The sequence below is a fragment of the Pseudoalteromonas caenipelagi genome (assembly GCF_013140855.1).
Lineage (GTDB): Bacteria > Pseudomonadota > Gammaproteobacteria > Enterobacterales > Alteromonadaceae > Pseudoalteromonas > Pseudoalteromonas caenipelagi.
Window position 1 is genome coordinate 92,665 of record NZ_JABBPG010000012.1, and the last position, 20,002, is coordinate 112,666.

The 20,002-nt window shown below is 41.9% G+C and carries 12 protein-coding genes and 2 tRNA genes; 7 read left to right on the plus strand and 7 right to left on the minus strand.

Features of this window, described 5'->3' with window-relative positions:
• The first annotated feature begins 109 nt into the window (after positions 1–109).
• Entirely contained in the window at positions 110–2,527 is a 2,418-nt protein-coding gene (locus tag HG263_RS20365) for a PAS domain-containing hybrid sensor histidine kinase/response regulator (RefSeq protein ID WP_171627914.1), read from the plus strand.
• An 89-nt stretch (positions 2,528–2,616) separates the two neighbouring features.
• Here the strand turns inward: HG263_RS20365 and HG263_RS20370 are convergent, their stop codons facing one another.
• From HG263_RS20370 to HG263_RS20380, 3 genes are all read right to left on the minus strand, one after another.
• Entirely contained in the window at positions 2,617–3,777 is a 1,161-nt protein-coding gene (locus HG263_RS20370) for a hypothetical protein (protein ID WP_171627915.1), read from the minus strand.
• A gap of 11 nt (positions 3,778–3,788) precedes the next feature.
• Complete coding sequence (locus HG263_RS20375) at positions 3,789–4,742, minus strand: GlxA family transcriptional regulator (protein WP_171627916.1); 954 nt, start codon at positions 4,740–4,742, stop codon at positions 3,789–3,791.
• A 292-nt stretch (positions 4,743–5,034) separates the two neighbouring features.
• Positions 5,035–5,208 carry a hypothetical protein gene (locus tag HG263_RS20380; RefSeq protein WP_171627917.1) on the minus strand — a complete coding sequence of 58 codons (174 nt, stop codon included), beginning with the start codon at positions 5,206–5,208 and terminating at the stop codon, positions 5,035–5,037.
• Between the two features lie 1,265 nt (positions 5,209–6,473).
• Here HG263_RS20380 and HG263_RS20385 point away from each other — a divergent pair.
• Positions 6,474–7,358 carry a LytTR family transcriptional regulator DNA-binding domain-containing protein gene (locus HG263_RS20385; protein WP_171627918.1) on the plus strand — a complete coding sequence of 295 codons (885 nt, stop codon included), beginning with the start codon at positions 6,474–6,476 and terminating at the stop codon, positions 7,356–7,358.
• Between the two features lie 132 nt (positions 7,359–7,490).
• Positions 7,491–8,030, plus strand: a complete 540-nt coding sequence (locus HG263_RS20390; protein ID WP_171627919.1) for a cytochrome b — start codon at positions 7,491–7,493, stop codon at positions 8,028–8,030.
• A 43-nt stretch (positions 8,031–8,073) separates the two neighbouring features.
• On the opposite strand, the gene HG263_RS20395 is transcribed toward HG263_RS20390, so the two are convergent.
• Positions 8,074–9,927 (minus strand): winged helix-turn-helix domain-containing protein, encoded by a 1,854-nt coding sequence (locus HG263_RS20395; RefSeq protein WP_171627920.1) that lies wholly within the window; start codon positions 9,925–9,927, stop codon positions 8,074–8,076.
• A gap of 183 nt (positions 9,928–10,110) precedes the next feature.
• Between HG263_RS20395 and HG263_RS20400 the strand changes: the two genes are divergently transcribed.
• Positions 10,111–11,106: an alpha/beta hydrolase gene (locus tag HG263_RS20400; protein WP_171627921.1), complete on the plus strand. Its 996-nt coding sequence runs from the start codon at positions 10,111–10,113 to the stop codon at positions 11,104–11,106.
• Positions 11,107–11,139: 33 nt separating this feature from the next.
• Here the strand turns inward: HG263_RS20400 and HG263_RS20405 are convergent, their stop codons facing one another.
• Positions 11,140–12,882: a cyanophycinase gene (locus tag HG263_RS20405; protein ID WP_343044023.1), complete on the minus strand. Its 1,743-nt coding sequence runs from the start codon at positions 12,880–12,882 to the stop codon at positions 11,140–11,142.
• Between the two features lie 302 nt (positions 12,883–13,184).
• Between HG263_RS20405 and HG263_RS20410 the strand changes: the two genes are divergently transcribed.
• From HG263_RS20410 to iadA, 3 genes are all read left to right on the plus strand, one after another.
• On the plus strand, positions 13,185–16,112 hold the full coding sequence (locus tag HG263_RS20410) for a TonB-dependent receptor domain-containing protein (protein WP_171627922.1): 2,928 nt from the start codon (positions 13,185–13,187) through the stop codon (positions 16,110–16,112).
• 136 nt (positions 16,113–16,248) lie between these two features.
• Positions 16,249–17,658, plus strand: a complete 1,410-nt coding sequence (gene yfcC, locus HG263_RS20415) for a putative basic amino acid antiporter YfcC (RefSeq protein WP_171627923.1) — start codon at positions 16,249–16,251, stop codon at positions 17,656–17,658.
• A gap of 12 nt (positions 17,659–17,670) precedes the next feature.
• Positions 17,671–18,837, plus strand: coding sequence for a beta-aspartyl-peptidase (gene iadA, locus HG263_RS20420; RefSeq protein WP_171627924.1), 1,167 nt, complete (start codon positions 17,671–17,673; stop codon positions 18,835–18,837).
• 762 nt (positions 18,838–19,599) lie between these two features.
• On the opposite strand, the gene HG263_RS20425 is transcribed toward iadA, so the two are convergent.
• Both HG263_RS20425 and HG263_RS20430 read right to left on the minus strand, forming a co-directional pair.
• Positions 19,600–19,675: transfer RNA gene (locus HG263_RS20425), tRNA-Glu, on the minus strand.
• A gap of 210 nt (positions 19,676–19,885) precedes the next feature.
• Positions 19,886–19,961: transfer RNA gene (locus HG263_RS20430), tRNA-Glu, on the minus strand.
• Positions 19,962–20,002 lie beyond the last annotated feature (41 nt).

The window sequence follows — 20,002 nt, forward strand, 5'->3', positions numbered from 1 at the left end:
GTGCAACTCATACACTAAAACTCTAAATAAATGATTATTATCACTACAAAAAATCGATAAATTACCTCTATACTAAGTACAGCAAACACTAACAAAATTTAACCTTAAGATGGAAGACAAACTCGCGTTACTAGAAGAAAAAGTTCGCCAGCTTGAAGCACAACTCGCAACTGCAAATGCTGAGCGATTAAAATACAAAACCCTTTTTGATGTCTCTGGAGATGCGCTCTCAATCATTGACCTTAGTACTGGTAGATTTATCGAATGCAATGAAGCGGCTATTGTTCTTCATGGCGTAGCAACTAAGGAAAACTTTATTAGCCTGCATCCGTCTGATATATCCCCTGAATTTCAGCCTTGTGGTCGGCGTTCTGACGAAATGGCAAATGAGTATATATCAAAAACATTTACCGAAGGGCCACAGTTATTTCAATGGCTCCATTCGCGCTCAGATGGCTCAACATTTCCTTGTTTAGTTTCGCTCACAGCACTTCCGCTTGCAGATACAAACCTCGTACTTGCCATTGGCAGAGACATTTCAGAACTTTCTGAGACCCAAACTCAACTGGAAAATGCAGTTTTAGATATCGAACGGTTTCAATCCGCGTACTTAGAAGAAAAAGAAAAATTTGAGCAGTTTGTCAACTTGGCACCTGTCGGCATTGTCATTAATCGCTTGTCTGATGGTCGCTTTGAATACGTCAATAATGAGTTTAGCCGCTTTACTGGCTATGATGTTGATGAACTAAACAATATGGATTACTGGCAACTCACACCTAAAGCCTACGAACAGCAAGAACAAGGTATGCTAACGCAACTACTCACAGAGGGCCGATATGGTCCTTATAAAAAAGAGTATATCCATAAACAAGGCCATACTTACCCCGTGCAACTTTCAGGTATTAAAATTGCGAAAAGTGACGGCACAGAATCTATATGGTCTGTTATTCAAGATATTTCTGCCCAACAACGCATAGAAAAACAACTACAAGCAACTAAAGATGAAGCCGAATTAAGCGCCTTTAGAATGAAGCTAGCCAATGACTCAGCAGGTATTGGCGTGTGGGAGTGGGATGTGATCAGCAATGAGTTAATCTGGGATGATTGGATGTATACACTCTACGGTATAAAAGGAGCTGACTTTTCTGGCGCCTATGAAGCGTGGGAGAACAGTGTACACCCTGATGATATAGAAGCGACTAAAGCGCTATTATTCGACACTGTAGCAGGCAAAGGCACTTATGACCCAGAGTTTCGCGTTGTGCACCCCAATGGGCAAATAAGAACCATGAAAGCAAGTGCTGATGTCATCAGAGATGAGAGCGGACAAGCCTTAAAAGTAATCGGTGTAAACTATGATATCACAGACAAAGTCAACGCCATCAATGAGCTACAAAAAGCAAAGTTAGCCGCAGATGAAGCCAATCGCGCTAAAAGCGAGTTTTTAGCCAATATGAGCCATGAGATCCGCACGCCTATGAATGCGATTCTTGGTGGCTTACAGTTGCTGCAAACGACACAACTCAATGATGATTTAAAAGCAATTCTTGCCAATGCGTCGTCTTCAGCTAAGTCGTTACTTACATTAATCAACGACATACTCGACTACTCAAAAATAGAAAACAACAAATTAAAGCTGGAGCAACAGCCATTTTTATTTTCTGACGTTGTAAAGTCGGTGCAATTTGATGTTGACACTTTAGTGAGTAATAAAGGCATCGATTTAATACATATTGTTGATAAGAGTTTCTCAGATGGCTGGCTAGGTGACATCGTTCGTGTAAAACAAATACTATTAAACTTAGTCTCAAATGCGGTTAAATTTACCGAGCAAGGCCGCGTAACAATCGCGTTAAGCTGTAAAAAATATCATGGCAAACAAGCGGTATGCATCTGCGTGACAGATTCAGGGATAGGTATGAGTGAGACGGCGCAAGCACGCATTTTTGAACGCTTTGAGCAAGCTGACAGTTCGACTACTCGTAAGTTTGGCGGCACAGGGTTGGGCATGTCAATTACTATCAATCTTGTAAAATTGATGGGGGGAACAGTTAATCTAAGTAGTCGGATAGGTCATGGTACAACCGTAGACGTGATGTTGCCTTTGAAAAAGTCGGATAAGAATGTAACAGAGCAAGCAAGTAAAGCTGTGGTAGCGCCGCAACTATCTGGAAAGAAAATTCTTATTGCAGAAGATAATCCAATTAATCAGGTACTGATTAAATCGATGCTCAAAGACACTAACGCAGAGTTAACCGTAGTAGATAATGGCAAATTAGCGGTAGAGGCTGTCAAGCAAGAGGACTTTGATCTCATCCTGATGGACATTCAAATGCCTGAAATGGATGGTGTAGAAGCACAACGAAGAATACGCCAAACACATAGTGATATGCATATCATTGCTCTTACAGCGAATGTGATGCTAGCAGATGTAGAGCGTTATCTTCAGCAAGGTTTTACCGCTCATATTGGTAAGCCGGTGGATATGAATAACCTCTATGGTGTGTTAACGCGTTATTTGAGCTAAACACGGCTGCACTTTGTTTGTTATTTGCGCAGTATATTTTCACTCTGTCGGCCAATCGACATTGCTACTGTCAATCACTCACGTATAAATTAATGCGCATAAAGATAGTGTGCCGCCGCATTGCTCATTTGCTTAAAATCATGTCCAACACCTTTCACAACTTGATGTTGCCAATTAACTCTGGCACCAATGTGTGCCGCATATTGAGCACTTTGTGCAAAAAAGTAATTGCTTCTGGATAATCTGCCCAAGCCTTGTTTATCTACTGTTGGCGTATGCAACATACTGCCTCTGGTTTCGCTTTCATTATCTAGCTCTCCAACCAGCAAAGTCAGCGACTTAGCAAAACTTCTATGTAAATGCTCATCTGAAAGGCCACTGTTTTTTAAGCCAAATGGTAAGCCATCTTCGCGGTTAGCAATTGTATAAGAGCCTGAATTTGCGGCAACGATTCGTTTAGCTTTTGAATCTGGGTGAAAAATCGCAAACCGATGTAATATTTGCCCACCTGCTGAGTGCCCAAAAATATCATAATTGCTTTGCTGTCCAGCTAATGCGCCAATAGCACTGTCAAATATGCGATCAAAATCATTAAATAACCAGCTTTGCGCATCATGGTTAATATCGAATAGCAGTTCTTCATCTTTAAAGCGATATTGACTGGTCTTTTTACCATCGGCCAACGCTTGCTGATTATTAAAAACAAGGTTCGATACTATGCCACCTAAATGATAACGGGCAAAGTCATAATCATCTTCAGCGTATGCGGGGGATAATATCAAAACGTTATATTGTTCAGAGGCGTCAATCCAGCTATCTCTGTAACTCCAAGCATTTCGGCCAGCGCCTGGAATAACCAGCAAAACTCGAGAAGTTGCATTAAATTTGCGCGGTACGTGATAAAACACATTAATTAAACGTGCTTCATGCCCTTTTCCACCAGAGATAAAATAGTTGCCGGAACCTGCGTGCAATTTGAGATCTCTTGTTACCCCTTGTGGATGTAACTCAATTAAGTTCATGCCACAAACCGGGCATTGGCCATCATGCTCAAATGTGGTTGTATTGTAAATGTCTTTAACATGCGGACATAGCTGGCAAACATATTTCCCCCCAGAGGCATTTGTTGTTTGCACCAAAGGCTTATGAGCTGTTGCATGGCCATGACCAAATTTCGCATTACTAATAACTGGGTTGCTAAAAGCTAACCCACTGAATAGTAGAGTTATTAAGAACACTAGCGCTTTCATATTCGCCCCTTTTACCTTGTTAAAAATGCGCTGCGATAAGCCGTCGGGCTGACTGAAAAATTGCGTTGAAAAGCACGATTAAAACCATGGCTGGTGTGATATCCAAGGCTTAGCGCTATCGATTTAATATTTTTGTCTGAAGTGGCCAGCAGTTCACTGGCTAATTGCATGCGGTATTTCTCGATATATTGTGCGGGCGTGTTACCCGTTTCGGATAAAAATAGGCGATGACATTGTCGCTCACTCAAATGCACCACTTGTGCTAAGTCTTGCACCGACATCTCTTCATGAACATGTGCTTTTATCCACTCATTGACCATTTCCATGCGTGGCGTTCTTGGCTTTTGCATGTTTAATAAGTCAGAAAACTGTTTTTGATTACCCGAGCGTTTTAAATAGACTACTAAGTGTTTTGCCACTTGGTGAGACACCGCTTTTCCTAAGTCTAACTCTATCAATCGCAACGTTAAATCAATGCCTGAGGTAACCCCAGCCGAAGACCAATAACGCCCGTCTTGTACATAGAGTTTTTCACTATCAACGTTTAAATGTGGAAATTGTGCTTTAAGGTCATCAATAAATGCCCAGTGAGTAGTCACCTTAGTGCCCTCTGCAAGCCCTGCTCTGGCAGTAAAATATACCCCCGTGCATATTGATACAACGCGTTCGCAGCGCGACATTAACCTCGCAAGCATCTGGAGTTGTTGCGCCGTGAAAAGCTCACTTCTAGCGCCTTTGCCACCTGGGATCACCAGTGTATGGCATGTCATAACTTCTCCAAGTGCAAGTTCAGGCATAATTTGCAATCCAGCTTCACAGCGTACGGGCTCTTTGTCAAAACTAATCACTGTTAAAGAGTAGCTGTCAGGCACTGCCTGACTGGCTTCCTGAAAGGCTGATTGAGGGCCTGCTAAATCAAGTAATTCCATGCCCTCATAGGCTAAAAAATAGATGGGCTTTTTCATTATGCCTTCCTAGCTTATATATTTAGCCAGCAGTATAAACTAAAAGCCCAAATGGCTTAAATGACAGCAAAGCTACCAATACTGCCATTATTTAATAAAAACAGATATGGGTAGAACGTGACAGACACAAAAGGCAGCAACAGCATCACCCTTTGTGCTTTCATTTTGCTCACTCGCAAGTTAAAACAACCTCATCACCCTGAACTTGTTTCAGGGTGATGAGGCTGTCGGAGTATTTTACTTTAACTCAAGGTGTTCACCGTACAAACTTGGCTTGATTTTCATCTATAACTCAAACCAATGCTCCGCGTTGTTTAAAGTAGACCAAAGTTTGACGGATGGGGTAAATAGACATTGCAGACACCGCAACTATATTGCACACCCATACAGCCACAAAGTAAGTCATCACGAGCGCGTGGTAATCAAAATACCCTCTTGCGATAAGCTGTATAAATTGCAAAGTCATAACAACAACCGTGGTAAACATACACACTCTAGTCGTTCTAGAAAACAAACATTGCCGAGCCCTATGATAAGTAAATATCATTATCAAAAAGATGAACTGAATGATCATACCTGATATGTAAAACACTTTGATTTTGCTGTTTAATTCAGCGATGAACGGACTTACAAAAAACTGTTCTATTTCAGAGGCAAACACATGAAAAACGAACATACATAAAATGGTCATAAAGCACGAATGCATTTCGTGGTGTTTTAAGGACTTTAGTGTTCGTCCTCGCGCGTAAAATAATGCCCCCCCATATTTTGGCAATTGCGTAACTAAAAACCAAAGGAGAAGAGTGAATTCATACCCCTTAATTACCCATCCAAGAAGATTCACAAAGTCATTCATCGATACAGCACCCAATATATTGTCATTTATCAACATTACCTTCTTAATGTGTTAACCCTCTGCGCTGTTTAAAATACGCCAAGGTTTGCCTTATTGGGAAGGCTGATATAGCACAGATTGTAATTAAGCTACATGCCAAGCCACCGGCTACATAAACGGGAAATAAGTCATGATAGTCAAAATAACCTCTCGCAATAAGCTCCATAAAACTCAACAACATGGATATGATCCTTGTATAGATGCAGACTCTGGTGGTTTTTGAAAACAAACAACCGCGCAGTCGGTGCCATATAAAAATAACTAGGATCTCTGAAAAATGAACCCCCATCACTCCTATGTAGAACACTCTAAGTTTATTTACCCGATCAAAGTCTAACGAAACGAGGTACTGCTCCACAGCGGAACCATACAAATGGGTAAGCACAACACAACAGACTGTAATAAAGCATGATTGCATGTCGTGATGCTGTAGAGATGTTAGTGCATTGCGCCGCCCGTAGAATAAAGACCATTTATAGGTAGGGAGCTGAGTAACCAAAAACCATATAACAATAGCGATATTAAAGCTTTTAACTATCCACCCTAGGCGGTAAAGGACTTCATTTAATTCCATTTATTTGTTACCCAAGCACGCGATAATAGTGGGAGTCAATTTTAGACAAAGATAGTAAGGGAGTGGATTAGAATTGGCAACATGGTACGTATACGTTAATTTCATTGATTAAAATATTATTAACAGAAGTGCTGTACCCAATAACAACTTTACTTTTTTAAGCTGCGCATTAACTCGAACTTTTATCCCCTAATTCGGGTCTATTTATGTTATTTTGCGCACTAAGATATTGCACACGACACGCATAGTTAGGTATTGGATAGTGGATACATTACTTAAACAACATTTTTATCGATTAAAAGATTATCAACTTATGTTGATCGGCTGGGCGCTGATCCTCACGGTTGTTTGCTTAAACTGCACGGTACACAGTTTGTTAATTGCTAAAGAGCGGGTTGATATCGCCTCTTCTATCTTATGGTCGCTGCAAAAGTTTGGGGTATGGTTAATCATGACACCCGCACTGTGTAAAGCGCTGACCAATCGCCATCAAGCATCAATAACAGCACACTATGCTTTGGTCGGTATTTATGCAGTCGGATTTGCCCTCGCGGTAAATACCACTTTAGATATCACAATCGAGCAGATCACTTGGCTTGAGAGTCTGTTTTATCAGTGGCCTCATCATGTTATCGCTTACATCACTATTGTATTTGTATGGCATCTAAAATATCGCTTATTTAATAGTAACGACTCGCTTACTACACTCAGTGCAAATAAATCATGCCCGTCTGAGCCAGTACAAGACAGTGACCAAGACAAAACTCAGCCGCCAAAGCCTTCCATAAATAAGCTAACTCACTCACAGCAAACAAGCGAAAGCCAAACGCAATCACTATGTTTAGAGCTGGATAATATTCAGATTAAACTTGACGATATTGTGTTTATTAAAGCTGCAGGCAATTACATTGAAGTAACCTGTAAGAGCAAAACTCACTTGTTGCGTGCCACAATGAAAGAACTTAACGAGCTACTTCCCAGTGACCAGTTTTTCAGAAGCCATCGCTCGTACTTCATTAATATGTCTTACGCGCAAAAAGTGATTAATGAACGCTCCGGCCACGGATTAATCGTATTAAAAAACCAGCAGCATGTTCCCGTAAGTAAAAGTAAACGCCAAGCCGCACATGCTATGTTTGGTCAATAATCACAAGCGCTTGGGACGAGTGGAGGAGGTTAAACAGATTATCCCAAAGTGAGGCATTTCATCACTTAACTATTGGCTCACAACCGCCCGCTCTTTAATTTATGAGCTCAGCAAGTTAAGGAGCAAATTATTATGAATCAACACGCATTAAGTACCACAACTCGTTTACTGCATTGGCTAGTAGGACTGACCATGTTAAGTCTTATTACTATCGGCTTTTATATGGTTAACCTTGAAGCATGGGCACTTTACCCTACTCACAAAGCCCTTGGTGTATTGGCTTTACTGCTCATATTACCCCGAGCTATTCATCGTGTTAGGCAGGGTTTTCCCAAACCTGTGGCCGATATGTCGGTGACCATGCAAAAGCTCTCACACAGTGCGCATTGGTTACTATTACTTGGTACCCTTTTTATGCCAATAAGCGGCATGCTTTACTCTGGGTTTGGTGGCTATGGCATTGATATATTTGGTTTGACTTTAGTTCATGAAAACATCGTCAACGATGAAGTAGTCGCAATTAATGAACACATATTTATCGTTGCCAAAAATGCACATAGTTTGATTGGCTACGCGCTGAGTGCCCTTATCGTTGCACATATTGGCGCAGCGGTTAAGCACCATGTTATTGATAAAGATGCCACCTTAAACCGAATGCTCGGCAAGCTTTAATTGGATAATGCAAGCAACCCAATCACAAGCAAACGTGATTGGGTTAGTGCAATTTCATATACCTAGATGAGACTTTTAAATTGTCATAAAACCAAGTTGCATCGTTTTGGGTAACCCCTGCCAATATCATATCTTTCGATATCGCAAAGCGCTTTAGTGAATAATCTCTTAAGTTGAGCTGCTGTATATAGCGCACTTCATCATTGCCAACACTTGCATATAGGTATTTGTTATTTATAAATAGATCGTCATATTCATCCATACCAGTTAACTCATGCAGCGTAATTATATCCCCATTTAGCGCTTGCTTTTTCAACATTTTGCCCTGCACATAATACAGATTACCTTCATTATCCAAGACGGCACAACTTGCTGAAGAGTGAGTCAATTGCTGCACTTTGGCGCTGCCTAAATATAAGCGACTGGGGAATGGCTCCCCCCGCTTCATTTGATTGACTAGTAGGCTCTCACCATCGCTGTACCAAGCTCGGATATATGCGGTATTTGTTAGTGTCACTTTGTCAACAATCTGCTCGGAATCATGAACCATAATACGTTGATTTATCGCATACGCTAATTTTTTGCCATCAACAGACCAACTGAAACCATTAAAGTGTTCACTGTGCTGTGTTGTTGCTAATACCTCTTCTTTCTCTGCGTCAACCAAATACAGCTCATTAGTTCCACTTCTATCAGATTGATAAACGTAACGCTTATTGTTCTTTGGGTTGCTTGTAGGAAATAAATCAGCCCCCACATTATTAACCTTGAGTAAAGGTGTTTCTCGTTTGGCGTTTGCGTATAGAGTAAAACCAATCTGAAGTGATTTTTGGCGTAAATAAATCGCATCCTCAAAACGTGAGTACTGAGCTGTCGCGATATGCTTGTCAGTTGGATAAGCAATTGTAGTTGTGTTGCCCGCTAATGTTAATTGCAAAAGCTCACTTCCCTTTGAGAGCAATAGCAGTGGCTTACTCGAATGCCAATCAATAGAATGATAGACACCAAAGTCCTGAAAAATATCTTCGGTAGCTAGGGTATCGAGTGTAACTGTTATAACTTTATAGTGAGCTTGTCCCAAGCTCACTAATACTGCGAGCATATTGTGTTTATCAGAGTGAGTCATATCCACAATCTGTTGGGCATGACTAAAATCGCTCACGATTGAGAGTGATTGAGAACCACCGTCAAACTGATAAATATGCTTAGCAGTAGAAAAGTAAATTTTATTTTCAATAACTTGTGGCTTTACCGCTGGCAATAATTGAGTTTTAAACAGGTGCTGATGCTGTTCCGCAACTTTAATAAACTCATAGCCTGAATCTGAGCGTGTTTTTACAACCACTGGAGCGCCTTGATACCAAAAGGCAAACAGTAGAGGCTCTGAGCTGGTTAAAATGACTTTTTCGCTTTGCCCATTTTTCAACCACAATCGATACTGGTTTTCATCTTCAGATAAATAAAGCCAGTCAGCATACTCATTTTGACTGAGAGAGTAACTATCCAACGGTGTTTTTAACAACGTTGAGAGTGTGTGATAGCGCGGCGCTTGTAGTGTTTCATTATTTACATAAACCGCGAGTAATACCAACACGAGTAGCAATACTACGGCCCCTAAATAGCATCTTTTAAAATGATTAATGTGCGGCTGCGCCTTTAAACAATATCCTTTTGTTGGATAAGTTATTAACCACTTAGCTGATGTCGCGTCTTCTCCCAGCGCTTTTCTAATCAGTGCTATTGCGCGCTGTACCAAGCTTTGGTTATAAACCCTGCCCGGCCAAACCTCATTGAAGATTTCTTGTTGGCTAATCACCAGCCCTTGCTGCTCGTATAAACAAGCCAATACCGCCATAACTTTTGGTTCAAGTTCAGCTGTTTGTGTATTAGAGCTCACTTCACACCGAGAAAAATCGAAAGAAAAATGCTGATATGTACAACGCCCTGAGATAGTCATTATTTTTATTATCTTTTATATCAATAAGTAAGAAAATCTTCAGAAAAACTAAAGCTTTTTCAAATTGCTTATACGAGTTACCAAAAACACTATACGAAAACCGCAATTCATATGGAAATTAACATGAAAAAAATATTCTCGGTACTCGTTTACCTAATCGCTTTTAATGCCAGCGCGCAGTTTTCAGCTGTGAAGGTTAACTCAAAAGTATATTCGGATACACAAACCGTTCAAGTTAAGCTACCTAGTAGTTATACTAGCAATAACACACGAAACTACCCTATTTTATACGTGCTACATGGCCAGTGGGATAGCGCATATATTGATGCAACTTTAGATGCCATGGCAAGCAATGTTCCTGAATTTATTGTTGTTGCAATCCCTAGTAAAGGTGCGCAACTTCACCCTATAACCTCAAATTCAAGCAACCCCCCTGCAAGTCTGTTTCGCCAATACCTCAGTCAAGAACTTATACCTTATGTTCACAAGCATTATCGAAGCGCTAAATATTCAGTGCTTGTGGGACATTCGAATGCAGGAAAGTTTGCGCTTGAGCAGTTTCTAAAGGGTAATACGCAATTTACCGACTACTTTGCTTTTAGTCCTTCAATGGACGATGGTTACTTAGTTGAGTTAGCTGCAAAAGGCAAAGCGCTAAGTGGCTCACTGTTTATGTCTGTGGCTGATGAAGGTGAGCATATGCAAGCGCCGTTTGAAAAACTAGCAACACATTTTACGCAGCAAAAGCATCTTAACTTTAGCGCTAAACAATACCCAGGCTACGGCCACCAAGATAGTAAATTAATCGCATTTGTGGATGCATTAAAGTTTCGCTATAACAAATGGCAACCCAGTTATGAAGAAAAAGTAGCGGGGTTTGATTCTTATTTTAATCATTATAAGCACCTTGAAAAAACATATGGTTTTCAAGTTTTGCCACAAAAAGATGATGTACTGAGACTCATTGCCTACTTTGCCGTTCACGAAAAACCAAGTGAAGTTAAATTATTTACCGACTACTTGCAAAAGCACTTTGATGATGCTGAGCAATCTATCGTTGAACTGCGAGAATACCTACTTGCTGAAGGATATGACGGTGCCGTTAAGCTACTGATTTAAAGAGCGGGCCGTGCAGGCCCACCTTTTAAAATATTAGTTATTGTTTAAAAAGCTTATTTTCAAGTTTTCTATCGCACAGCCTACCTGGCTCTTATTAATGCGCAGAAAGCGTGTGTGCTCATCCGCTTGAAAAATAAAATTAAACTCACCCTGTTGCGCTTGAGCTTGTTTTTGCTTGGCCAAGCACATTGCTTGGGTCAGCGAGCGCAGCTTGGTATTTTCTAAAACGTTGGTAAAGCGTTGATCAGGTAACGCAGGTACTTTGATATCTGGCAACGCATTTTGCAAGGTGCGCGCACTTAATAAAAAATCATGTTGTTTTTGTTCAATAAGTGCCCCACTTGGCCAGTAAGAGTAGCTAAACTGTTGCTTTGAAAGCGACTTTATATGCACCACACCATATTTACCCAATACCGTCAGCACTTGTCCAGATGAAGATTTGATAACCGCCAATGCCGTTGTTTCATCTACACCAAAACCATGGCGCTGGTCTGTTTCATTCAGTAATACCGCTAAACGTAAACTTCGATTTCGCTCACTAAAGTGCGTATCTAGCACCCCCAAACTAAATGTGCCAAGTCCTCCTTCGCTTTGATATGTTAGCGCATCCGCCACCAACCCCTGCTGACAATCTTCAATACACCTAGCACTAGGTGCTGCTTGAGCATGGGCTCCGCTTTTTAATGCCTGCTTACTGCTACCATTACTGATCATAGGCACTTGGCCAAACTGATTTTTGCCACCACTTTGTACCGCAGTGCCTGCACTTGTACCGATTAATAAAGGACGGTTCAGTATCGCTCGAGTCCAAGGGTATGCTTGACCTTTTTCGTCAAACATCACTTGCCTTGTTAAACTCTGATCTCCGCCGTTGAACATGATGCCGGTACTAAGTTCAATCATTTCAACAAGATGTTTAACGCCTTTTTCGCAGAGCGCTTGTTCGGCATCGGTACGATCGGCGTAGACATTTTCACGGTTAAACAGCCGCATAGTTTGCTGGCGAATTTCATCTAGTTTATTGCACTGCCCCGTGGTGATAGCTTTTGCAAGTGCAGGCGTAAGCGCTAACCACTGAGCTTGCTTTACTGTTTGGCTAAGTAGCCCTTCATAAAAATCTGCGGATTCATAAGGGTCTCGACTTGATGCGGTAATAGCCAGTAAACGAGGGCTTGACTGTGCCACCTTGGCAGAGGCTTTTATAAAATTGACGATATCATTACTAGCACGTTCACGGTTGTTTTGAATGTTCACTTGCTCTTGAATACGGCTTCCCTGCTCATTAAGGATTGGCTTTTCGAGCATATCTAAAACAAAATAATATTCAAGATCAGTCAGTTGGCTTAATAATGCATTATCCATATCTCGCCATTTCCATAGCAACGCCTTTTTATTTATCGCGCTTGAATGCTGCTTAGCTATTTTATTAAGTACCGCAGCCACTTTATTTTTATGCTGTAAATTTGGGCTTGGCCACAGGGCTTTTACACGTGCTATGCGCTTATCATCTACTACAAACTGATTTGCAGTTTTGCCTTCAGGCGCACCCTTATTGTTGCAATTTTCAGGATTTAAACTGGAGCAAGTTGTCAGTGCGCCACCAATTAACACCAGTGTTTGCGGCTTTTCATTTGCTGCTATCTTCATCGAAAACAAAGGTAAAATCAGCAAAAAAAGCCACAAAAACCTTGTTTTAAAGTTATCAAATATAACCGTGTGAATACTTGTCATCACGTTCTCACTCATGTTGAGGTTAAAAAAAGTGCTTGCAGACACAATTGTGCCTTGCTATAAAAAAAAGGAACTTTAAAACGCGAGTAAGCTAGCATTGACCCGCTAGCTTTGTCAAAAACCTATTTGGATTAGAATTATGTTTAAAAAAGCACCATTGCTTTGTACATATTTCTACTCTCCTCACTACCTTTCGGAGTGGTTTGACGAGTAGCCCACACCTCACAACCCATTGTTTTGTGAGGGGCTGTTTGTGTTCATCTATCACTGCCCTGTCTGAATAATCATAATAATCGAGCGTATGGCATATTTGCGCCTGCTCGTTAAAGACATAAAGGTAATCCGTCATGTTTCGTCGATTAACTATTGCAACGGCAGTAAGTGCTTTACTTTGCCCGGTTGCAAGCGCGTATGCACAGCAAAATAACGAATTAGAAAACATTGAAAGAGTAGAAATTACGGGCTCACGTATCAAAGGCGTTGATCTTGAAGGCAGTGTTCCTCTGACCGTGTTAGATCAACAAAGTATCAAACAATCTGGTGCCAACACCATTTATGAGTTACTCAAAGACCTATCAGTTTTAAAAGGTGGTACGGGCACCTTCTCAACCTCCGAAAGTGGTGGCACATCAACCTCAACTCCTGCCGGTCAATCCGCGGCAAGCCTTCGTGGCATGGGGCCATCATCAACACTGACTTTGATTAACTCGCGCCGCATTGCACCAAGCTCATTTGCAGCTGGCACCGAAAATTTTGTTGATATTAACGCTATCCCTCTTGCAGCCATTGAGCGAATTGAGATTTTGGCAACTGGAGCTTCAGCTGTCTACGGTGCCGATGCTGTAGCAGGTGTAATAAATTATATTCTCAAAGATGATTACAACGGCGCAGAACTTAACGCCTCATTTTCTGATAGCACAGCTAGCCATGATGAGGGTAAGAAGCAAATTAACTTTTTATTCGGCACGCAAATTGGCGATAGTCACCTAAGTGTGTTTGCGGATATCTACGATAGAAACGCATTTAAGGCCACCGATCGAGACTTTAGCGCTTCACCAAACTTAAGCAGTGCCTATTCGTACCTGCCTACGCTCGAAAACTCGCCCAACATTTATTATTACAGCAGTCGTGATGGCAATGAACTCCCAGCGCCTAATTGTCAAAGTGCGCTCGTTAGCACCGAATATGGTGAGCAAATCTGCGCCTATTACAGCAATCAACATGACTATTTAGAGACACCTTTTGAAAGTATCTCTACAGGGTTTATGTTTAACAGTACCTTGGCTGGCCTTGACTGGCACACAGACTTCTTTTACAGCCAAACGAAGTCTCAAGCCTACTCCTCCCCTGCGCCAATCAATCAGCTCAATGATAGCGATGGCCCCTACATTCTTGAAGACGCCTTGTTTATTTATGACCAAGCTGATGGTAGTAACCCCTTGTTAGATAAATTATATATTGATCCATTTACTACTCAAAGTGGCCGAGAAGTATATGGTTTTGCCTTTGACGCACGTTTTAACGACTCTAGAACAGTTGAAGTTGATACTAAAAACTTTCGTTTGGTCAGTACGCTTGAGGGCGAATTAAACGACTGGAGCTGGGAGTCGGGTGTTACCTTATCCCGTTCACGCTCAGAGCAAGAGGCTATTGCTGGGGTGTATAATCGCTATCAGTTTCATGCCGCTATTACCGGGGAGCTTTGCTCAGATGGTACTCTCGCGAGCTTCGATGGTAGCGCATTAAACTGCCAAACAGGGCAGCTCCTGCCATTTTATAACCCTTTTGTACAAGGTGATGCCAATAACGATGCAGTACTTGCCACTACACAAGCGCGCCCAACGCGCGATGGCAAAAGCACAGTGTATGGCTGGGATGCCAATATCAGTGGCGAATTGTTCACTTTTAATGACCTACCTGCTTATACGTCATTTGGTATTGAGGCCCGAAAAGAAGAACTCACAGATACTCCTTCTGTTAACTCCCAGGCTAGAGCAGAAAATGATTACTTAGTTGACGTGTTTGGTTTTGGCTCAAGTCTTTCTAGCGCAAAACGCACTCAATATGCCGCATTTGCCGAGCTCAATGTTTCAGTTACCGAGCAAATTGAGCTGCAACTGGCTGGTCGCTACGATCATTACGATGATTTTGGTAGCACCTTTAACCCTAAAATTGGTGTGAGTTATCGCCCGTCTGACTCGCTCATTTTAAGGGGATCTTGGTCCACGTCGTTCAGAGCGCCCTCTCTCACGCAAGCAGGCGTAAAACTTAGAACAACTCAATCATCATTTGATTGTGGTACCAACCAAGCCGTTGCAGATCTATATTGTATGGGTGATGGAACGCAAGTGAGTGTTAACTCCCTTGAGCTCGGCAACCCTCACTTAAGCGCTGAAGAGTCTGAAGCACTGAGTGTTGGCTTTGCTTGGAGTCCAAGTATTGATACAAACCTGACCATTGATTATTGGTACTTTGATCACCAACAAGTGATTGATACCAATATGACTGCGGTACTAGATAGAGCGATGAGCGATGCTACATTACGCCACTGTGGGTTAGTACCTGACGGCCAACAAGGCGTCTCTTATGACGCTCAGTTATGTGAAGTGACCGATAACAGTGGCCTCACTATTACCCAACAAGGCGCAAATTTATCACAAATTCTGGATGCGTATATAACGACCTTTGAGCCACGCGAAGATGAGTATTACTTGCCACTGTATCGCGATCACGTTATCCCGTTAGAAAACACCGGTACACAAACGCTTTCAGGTATTGATTTTAAATTCGATCAGCGCTTTAACTTAGCGGCAAGTCAGCTCACAGTTGCCCTTAACGGTACTCACTACTTAAAATTTGACCGCAACAAACCTGGGTCTGATTCCTTGGAAAAGCTCGTTGGTAGCTATCAATACCCAAGAAACATGGTTCGCACCACCTTAGACTGGAGCCTTGATAATTATTACATCACGCTAGGGGCGAATTACACCAGTAGCTATGAAGATGATATTGAGGGTCTGCGAGGGCGAGAAATAGATGAGTTAGAAGGCTTAAACGAGCTCAATAGTAACGGAAAACGTAACGTAGATAGTTGGCTGGTGTGGGATTTATCAGCAGGCATAGACCTTAATGATAATTTCATCCTCAGAGCGCGCATTGATAATGTGTTTGACAAAGAGCCTCCACGTGTATTTGGCTCACGCCGTGGGTTTGATTCTATCAATCACAACGCCTACGGACAGCGCGTTACACTCAGTGCAACCTATCGTTTCTAACTGGTTCGTACCGCAAACCAATTAGGGCCTAACTTAGTTTGTAGTGGCTTTGCTCATCAGAGTTTAAGCCACTACGCTATCTATATTGATTGGATAGCCATTGTGATATCCAATAACTCGCACATGAAGTGATACTATGAAAAATAAAAAATTTACAATGCCAGATGCTAGCATTATTTTACTGGCAGTGGCATTACTTGCCTATGTCGCCTCTTTGTTAATAACGCCCGGTAAATTTGACGCACCAAAGCAAAGCCATGCAGTTGCGCTATCTGAGTATCAAACGGTTGATGATTTAACGCCTTTGCCTTTGTTTGCTCAAAACGGTGAGATAGGACTTGCCAATGTATTGTTCGAGGGCTTAGTTGCTGGTGATAAATACGGTGCCACTATTGGTGTAATGGCGTTTATTCTTATAACTGGTGGCGCATTTGGCATCATCATGAAAACAGGTGCCATTAATAATGGCATTATGGCGCTTATCAATAAAACGCAACGTATTGAGTGGTTGTTTATTCCTCTATTATTTTGCCTATTCTCACTCGGAGGGGCTGTATTTGGTATGGGCGAAGAAGCCATTGCGTTTTGTATTGTATTGCTCCCCATCATGAAGCAACTTGGTTATGACGCTAAAGTTACGGTATTAACAACGTATGTGGCTACACAAATTGGCTTTGCCACATCTTGGATGAACCCATTTAGTATTGCCATCGCGCAATCTATTGCAGAAATTCCCGTGTTCTCGGGCGCTAACTTCAGAATGCTCGCTTGGCTGGTATTTACCGTTTTTGGTTTAATTTTTACCGTGCGTTACGCCAGCTCAATTAAGCAAACGTCATCAAATACTCATCAGCAAAATACCTTATCAACAGCCCTTGATACCGCTGATAAAGCTATCTTACTCACTTTTGTGTTAGGTATCGGCTGGGTTGTTTGGGGGGTCATGGCTAAACAGTATTATATTCCTGAACTCGCGACACAGTTTTTTTGTCTTGGTTTTGCAAGCGCCATTATTGCTATTATCTTTAACAAACTGAGCGCCAACGACTGTGCAGAGGCATTTAAACAAGGTGCCCAAGATTTGCTTCCCGCCGCTATGCTGGTGGCACTAGCGAAAGGCGTGGTATTACTACTAGGGGGAAGCGACCTTAATTCACCCTCTGTTTTAAATACACTTTTATATTACAGTGCAAGTAGCATTGCCTCTGTACCCGACTTTATTGCAGCATGGGGCATGTTGCTTTTTCAAAGCCTGTTTAACTTTTTTGTCTCGTCAGGTTCAGGGCAAGCAGCCATCACTATGCCACTTATGGCACCACTTGGCGATTTGCTTAATATATCAAGACAAATTGTGGTACTGGCTTTTCAACTGGGCGATGGTTTAACCAATATTTTTATTCCTACATCAGCAAGCCTGATTGGCTGCCTTGGTATCGTAAAACTAGATTGGGGCGAGTGGGCTGCGTTTATCTGGCGGTTTACACTGGCATTATTTGCACTTGCCAGTACTTTTATTTTTATCGCCTATTTCATTAACTACCAATAAGAAGAGCTTTCTATGCTAACGCTTATTCAAGGAGCAAGTTTATACACTCCGGCTTATCAAGGCACCAAGGATGTGTTACTGGCCGGTTCAAAAGTGATTGATATTCAGTCGAATATTCAACTAAACAGCAATATCCCAGTGACTATAATTGACGCTCATAAGTATATACTCACCCCAGGGTTTGTAGACTCTTTAGTACACATTACTGGCGGCGGCGGTGAAGCGGGCTTTGCCAGCCGTACACCTGAAATGCAACTAACCGACGCGACATTGCATGGGATCACAACCGTTGTTGGTGCCTTAGGCACCGATTCGAGCAGCCGTACACTCAGTAATCTGATAGCCAAAGCCAAAGGCCTAAAGGAACAAGGTCTTAACGTATATTGCCACACAGGCTCATATCACCTGCCAGCAAAAACGTTGACTGGTTGTATCACTGATGATCTGATGTATGTTGAGGAATTCATTGGTGTTGGTGAAGTTGCAATCTCTGATCACCGCAGTAGTCAACCCACTGTACAACAATTGGCACAACTTGCTGCTGAAGCCAAAGTAGCAGGTATGCTAAGCGGTAAAAGTGGGATAGTCAGCGTACACGTGGGACCACAAAAAAGTCACTTAGCGCTATTGCATGCGGTGGCAAACAACACAGATATCAACCTCAGTGCATTTTATCCTACTCATATGAATAGAAATAAAGCGCTTTTGGATGCAGGCATCAAGTTTTGTCATGCTGGTGGCACCATCGACTTCACGGCGAGTACCACCCAATACGACCTTGAACACGGCGAATATTCTGCCGCTCAAGCGCTGGCCTATTGTATCAATCAGGGCGTTAGCCCAGCACAACTTACTATCAGCTCTGATGGTCACGCAAGCTTACCGATTTTTGACACGCAACTAAACCTAGTGGGACTTGAAATCGGCAAAGAAGAGTCTTTGCACCAAGCATTTGTTCAAGCTGTACAAGAATTTGATGTTGCAATTGAACATGCGCTGATGGCGATAACAAGTAACCCCGCAAACATACTCGGTGTGAAAAAAGGACATATTGGGACAAATTGCGATGCCGATTTAGTACTACTAGATAAACAGACTTTAAAGCCCGTCTACGTATGGAGCAATGGTATTTTAATGGTCGAACAAAGTACTCCTGTAGTAACAGGCATGTTTGAGTAACAACACTATGAGCCCAGCTATTTTTGTGGGCTCTATCTATTTTCAACTGACAAATTTTATCGCCCCTATTTAGCTGCCACTGTTCAAATTTGCTTTAGATACGCAGATAAGCTCTTTTTGCAGTTATAAATTGTAAGCATTAGTTCATCAATAAAACTTGGCAATAAATTGCTTGGCCAGACACTCTTAGTCCAGCAGCAGGCGTCGACATTTGATAGTTGAGACTAAACATATCGTTCAAAATATCAGTAAATACGCCCCAACAGTTTATTAAACACACTCTGCGGACGTTTCTACGTCATTTTTAATCGCCTTACGGCATATTCTGCGTGCCGCTTAAGATCTGCTACTCGCTACTCGATTTCTTTAGTGGATCATTGGACACTCAGAGCAGGACTCTAATACCAATTCGCTTACTTAAGTAATCTATTTTTAGGTAAGAAAATCTTATCTATAGCTAGGAAAAAATATCGCTATTCCTTTGTTCTACATGAGAAGTTTTTAACGCACTTCGCGTCAGATTTTGTCTTTCAAATGATTAAGTGTTGTTGCGGATTGCCATTGCTTTATCCGCAAGCACCACAAAATCACTGCCCTACTATCTTTGCAGCTTCAATCGCGGCATTTAGACGAGTAAATTAGTGTGCGCTTAACGCAACAAACAAGTTTTTTAAAAAAATAAGGGAATAAAGAGAAGATAAGGAGTGAAATTTTGTTTTTCTATAAGCTTGCACCAATAGACACGACAACATGCACAAGAAGTGGCGTCCCCTAGGGGATTCGAACCCCTGTTACCGCCGTGAAAGGGCGGTGTCCTAGGCCTCTAGACGAAGGGGACGCAGAAATTGGTTTGCAAATCACTGATTTGCTATTTCTGCGTTAGAAGAGACCGAGCCTGCGAGGCGAATGACCTTATAACTATTGCAGAAATTGATTTGAGTATCGAAGATGCTCTTAGTGAATATCTAGATGCTCATTTCTGTGTCACTAGGACTGGCTGTTTTAACTCGCACCATATGAGTTTTTTTATACTTCACCTAAAGTAAAGTGGCGTCCCCTAGGGGATTCGAACCCCTGTTACCGCCGTGAAAGGGCGGTGTCCTAGGCCTCTAGACGAAGGGGACGCAGAAATTGGTTTGCAAATCACTGATTTGCTATTTCTGCG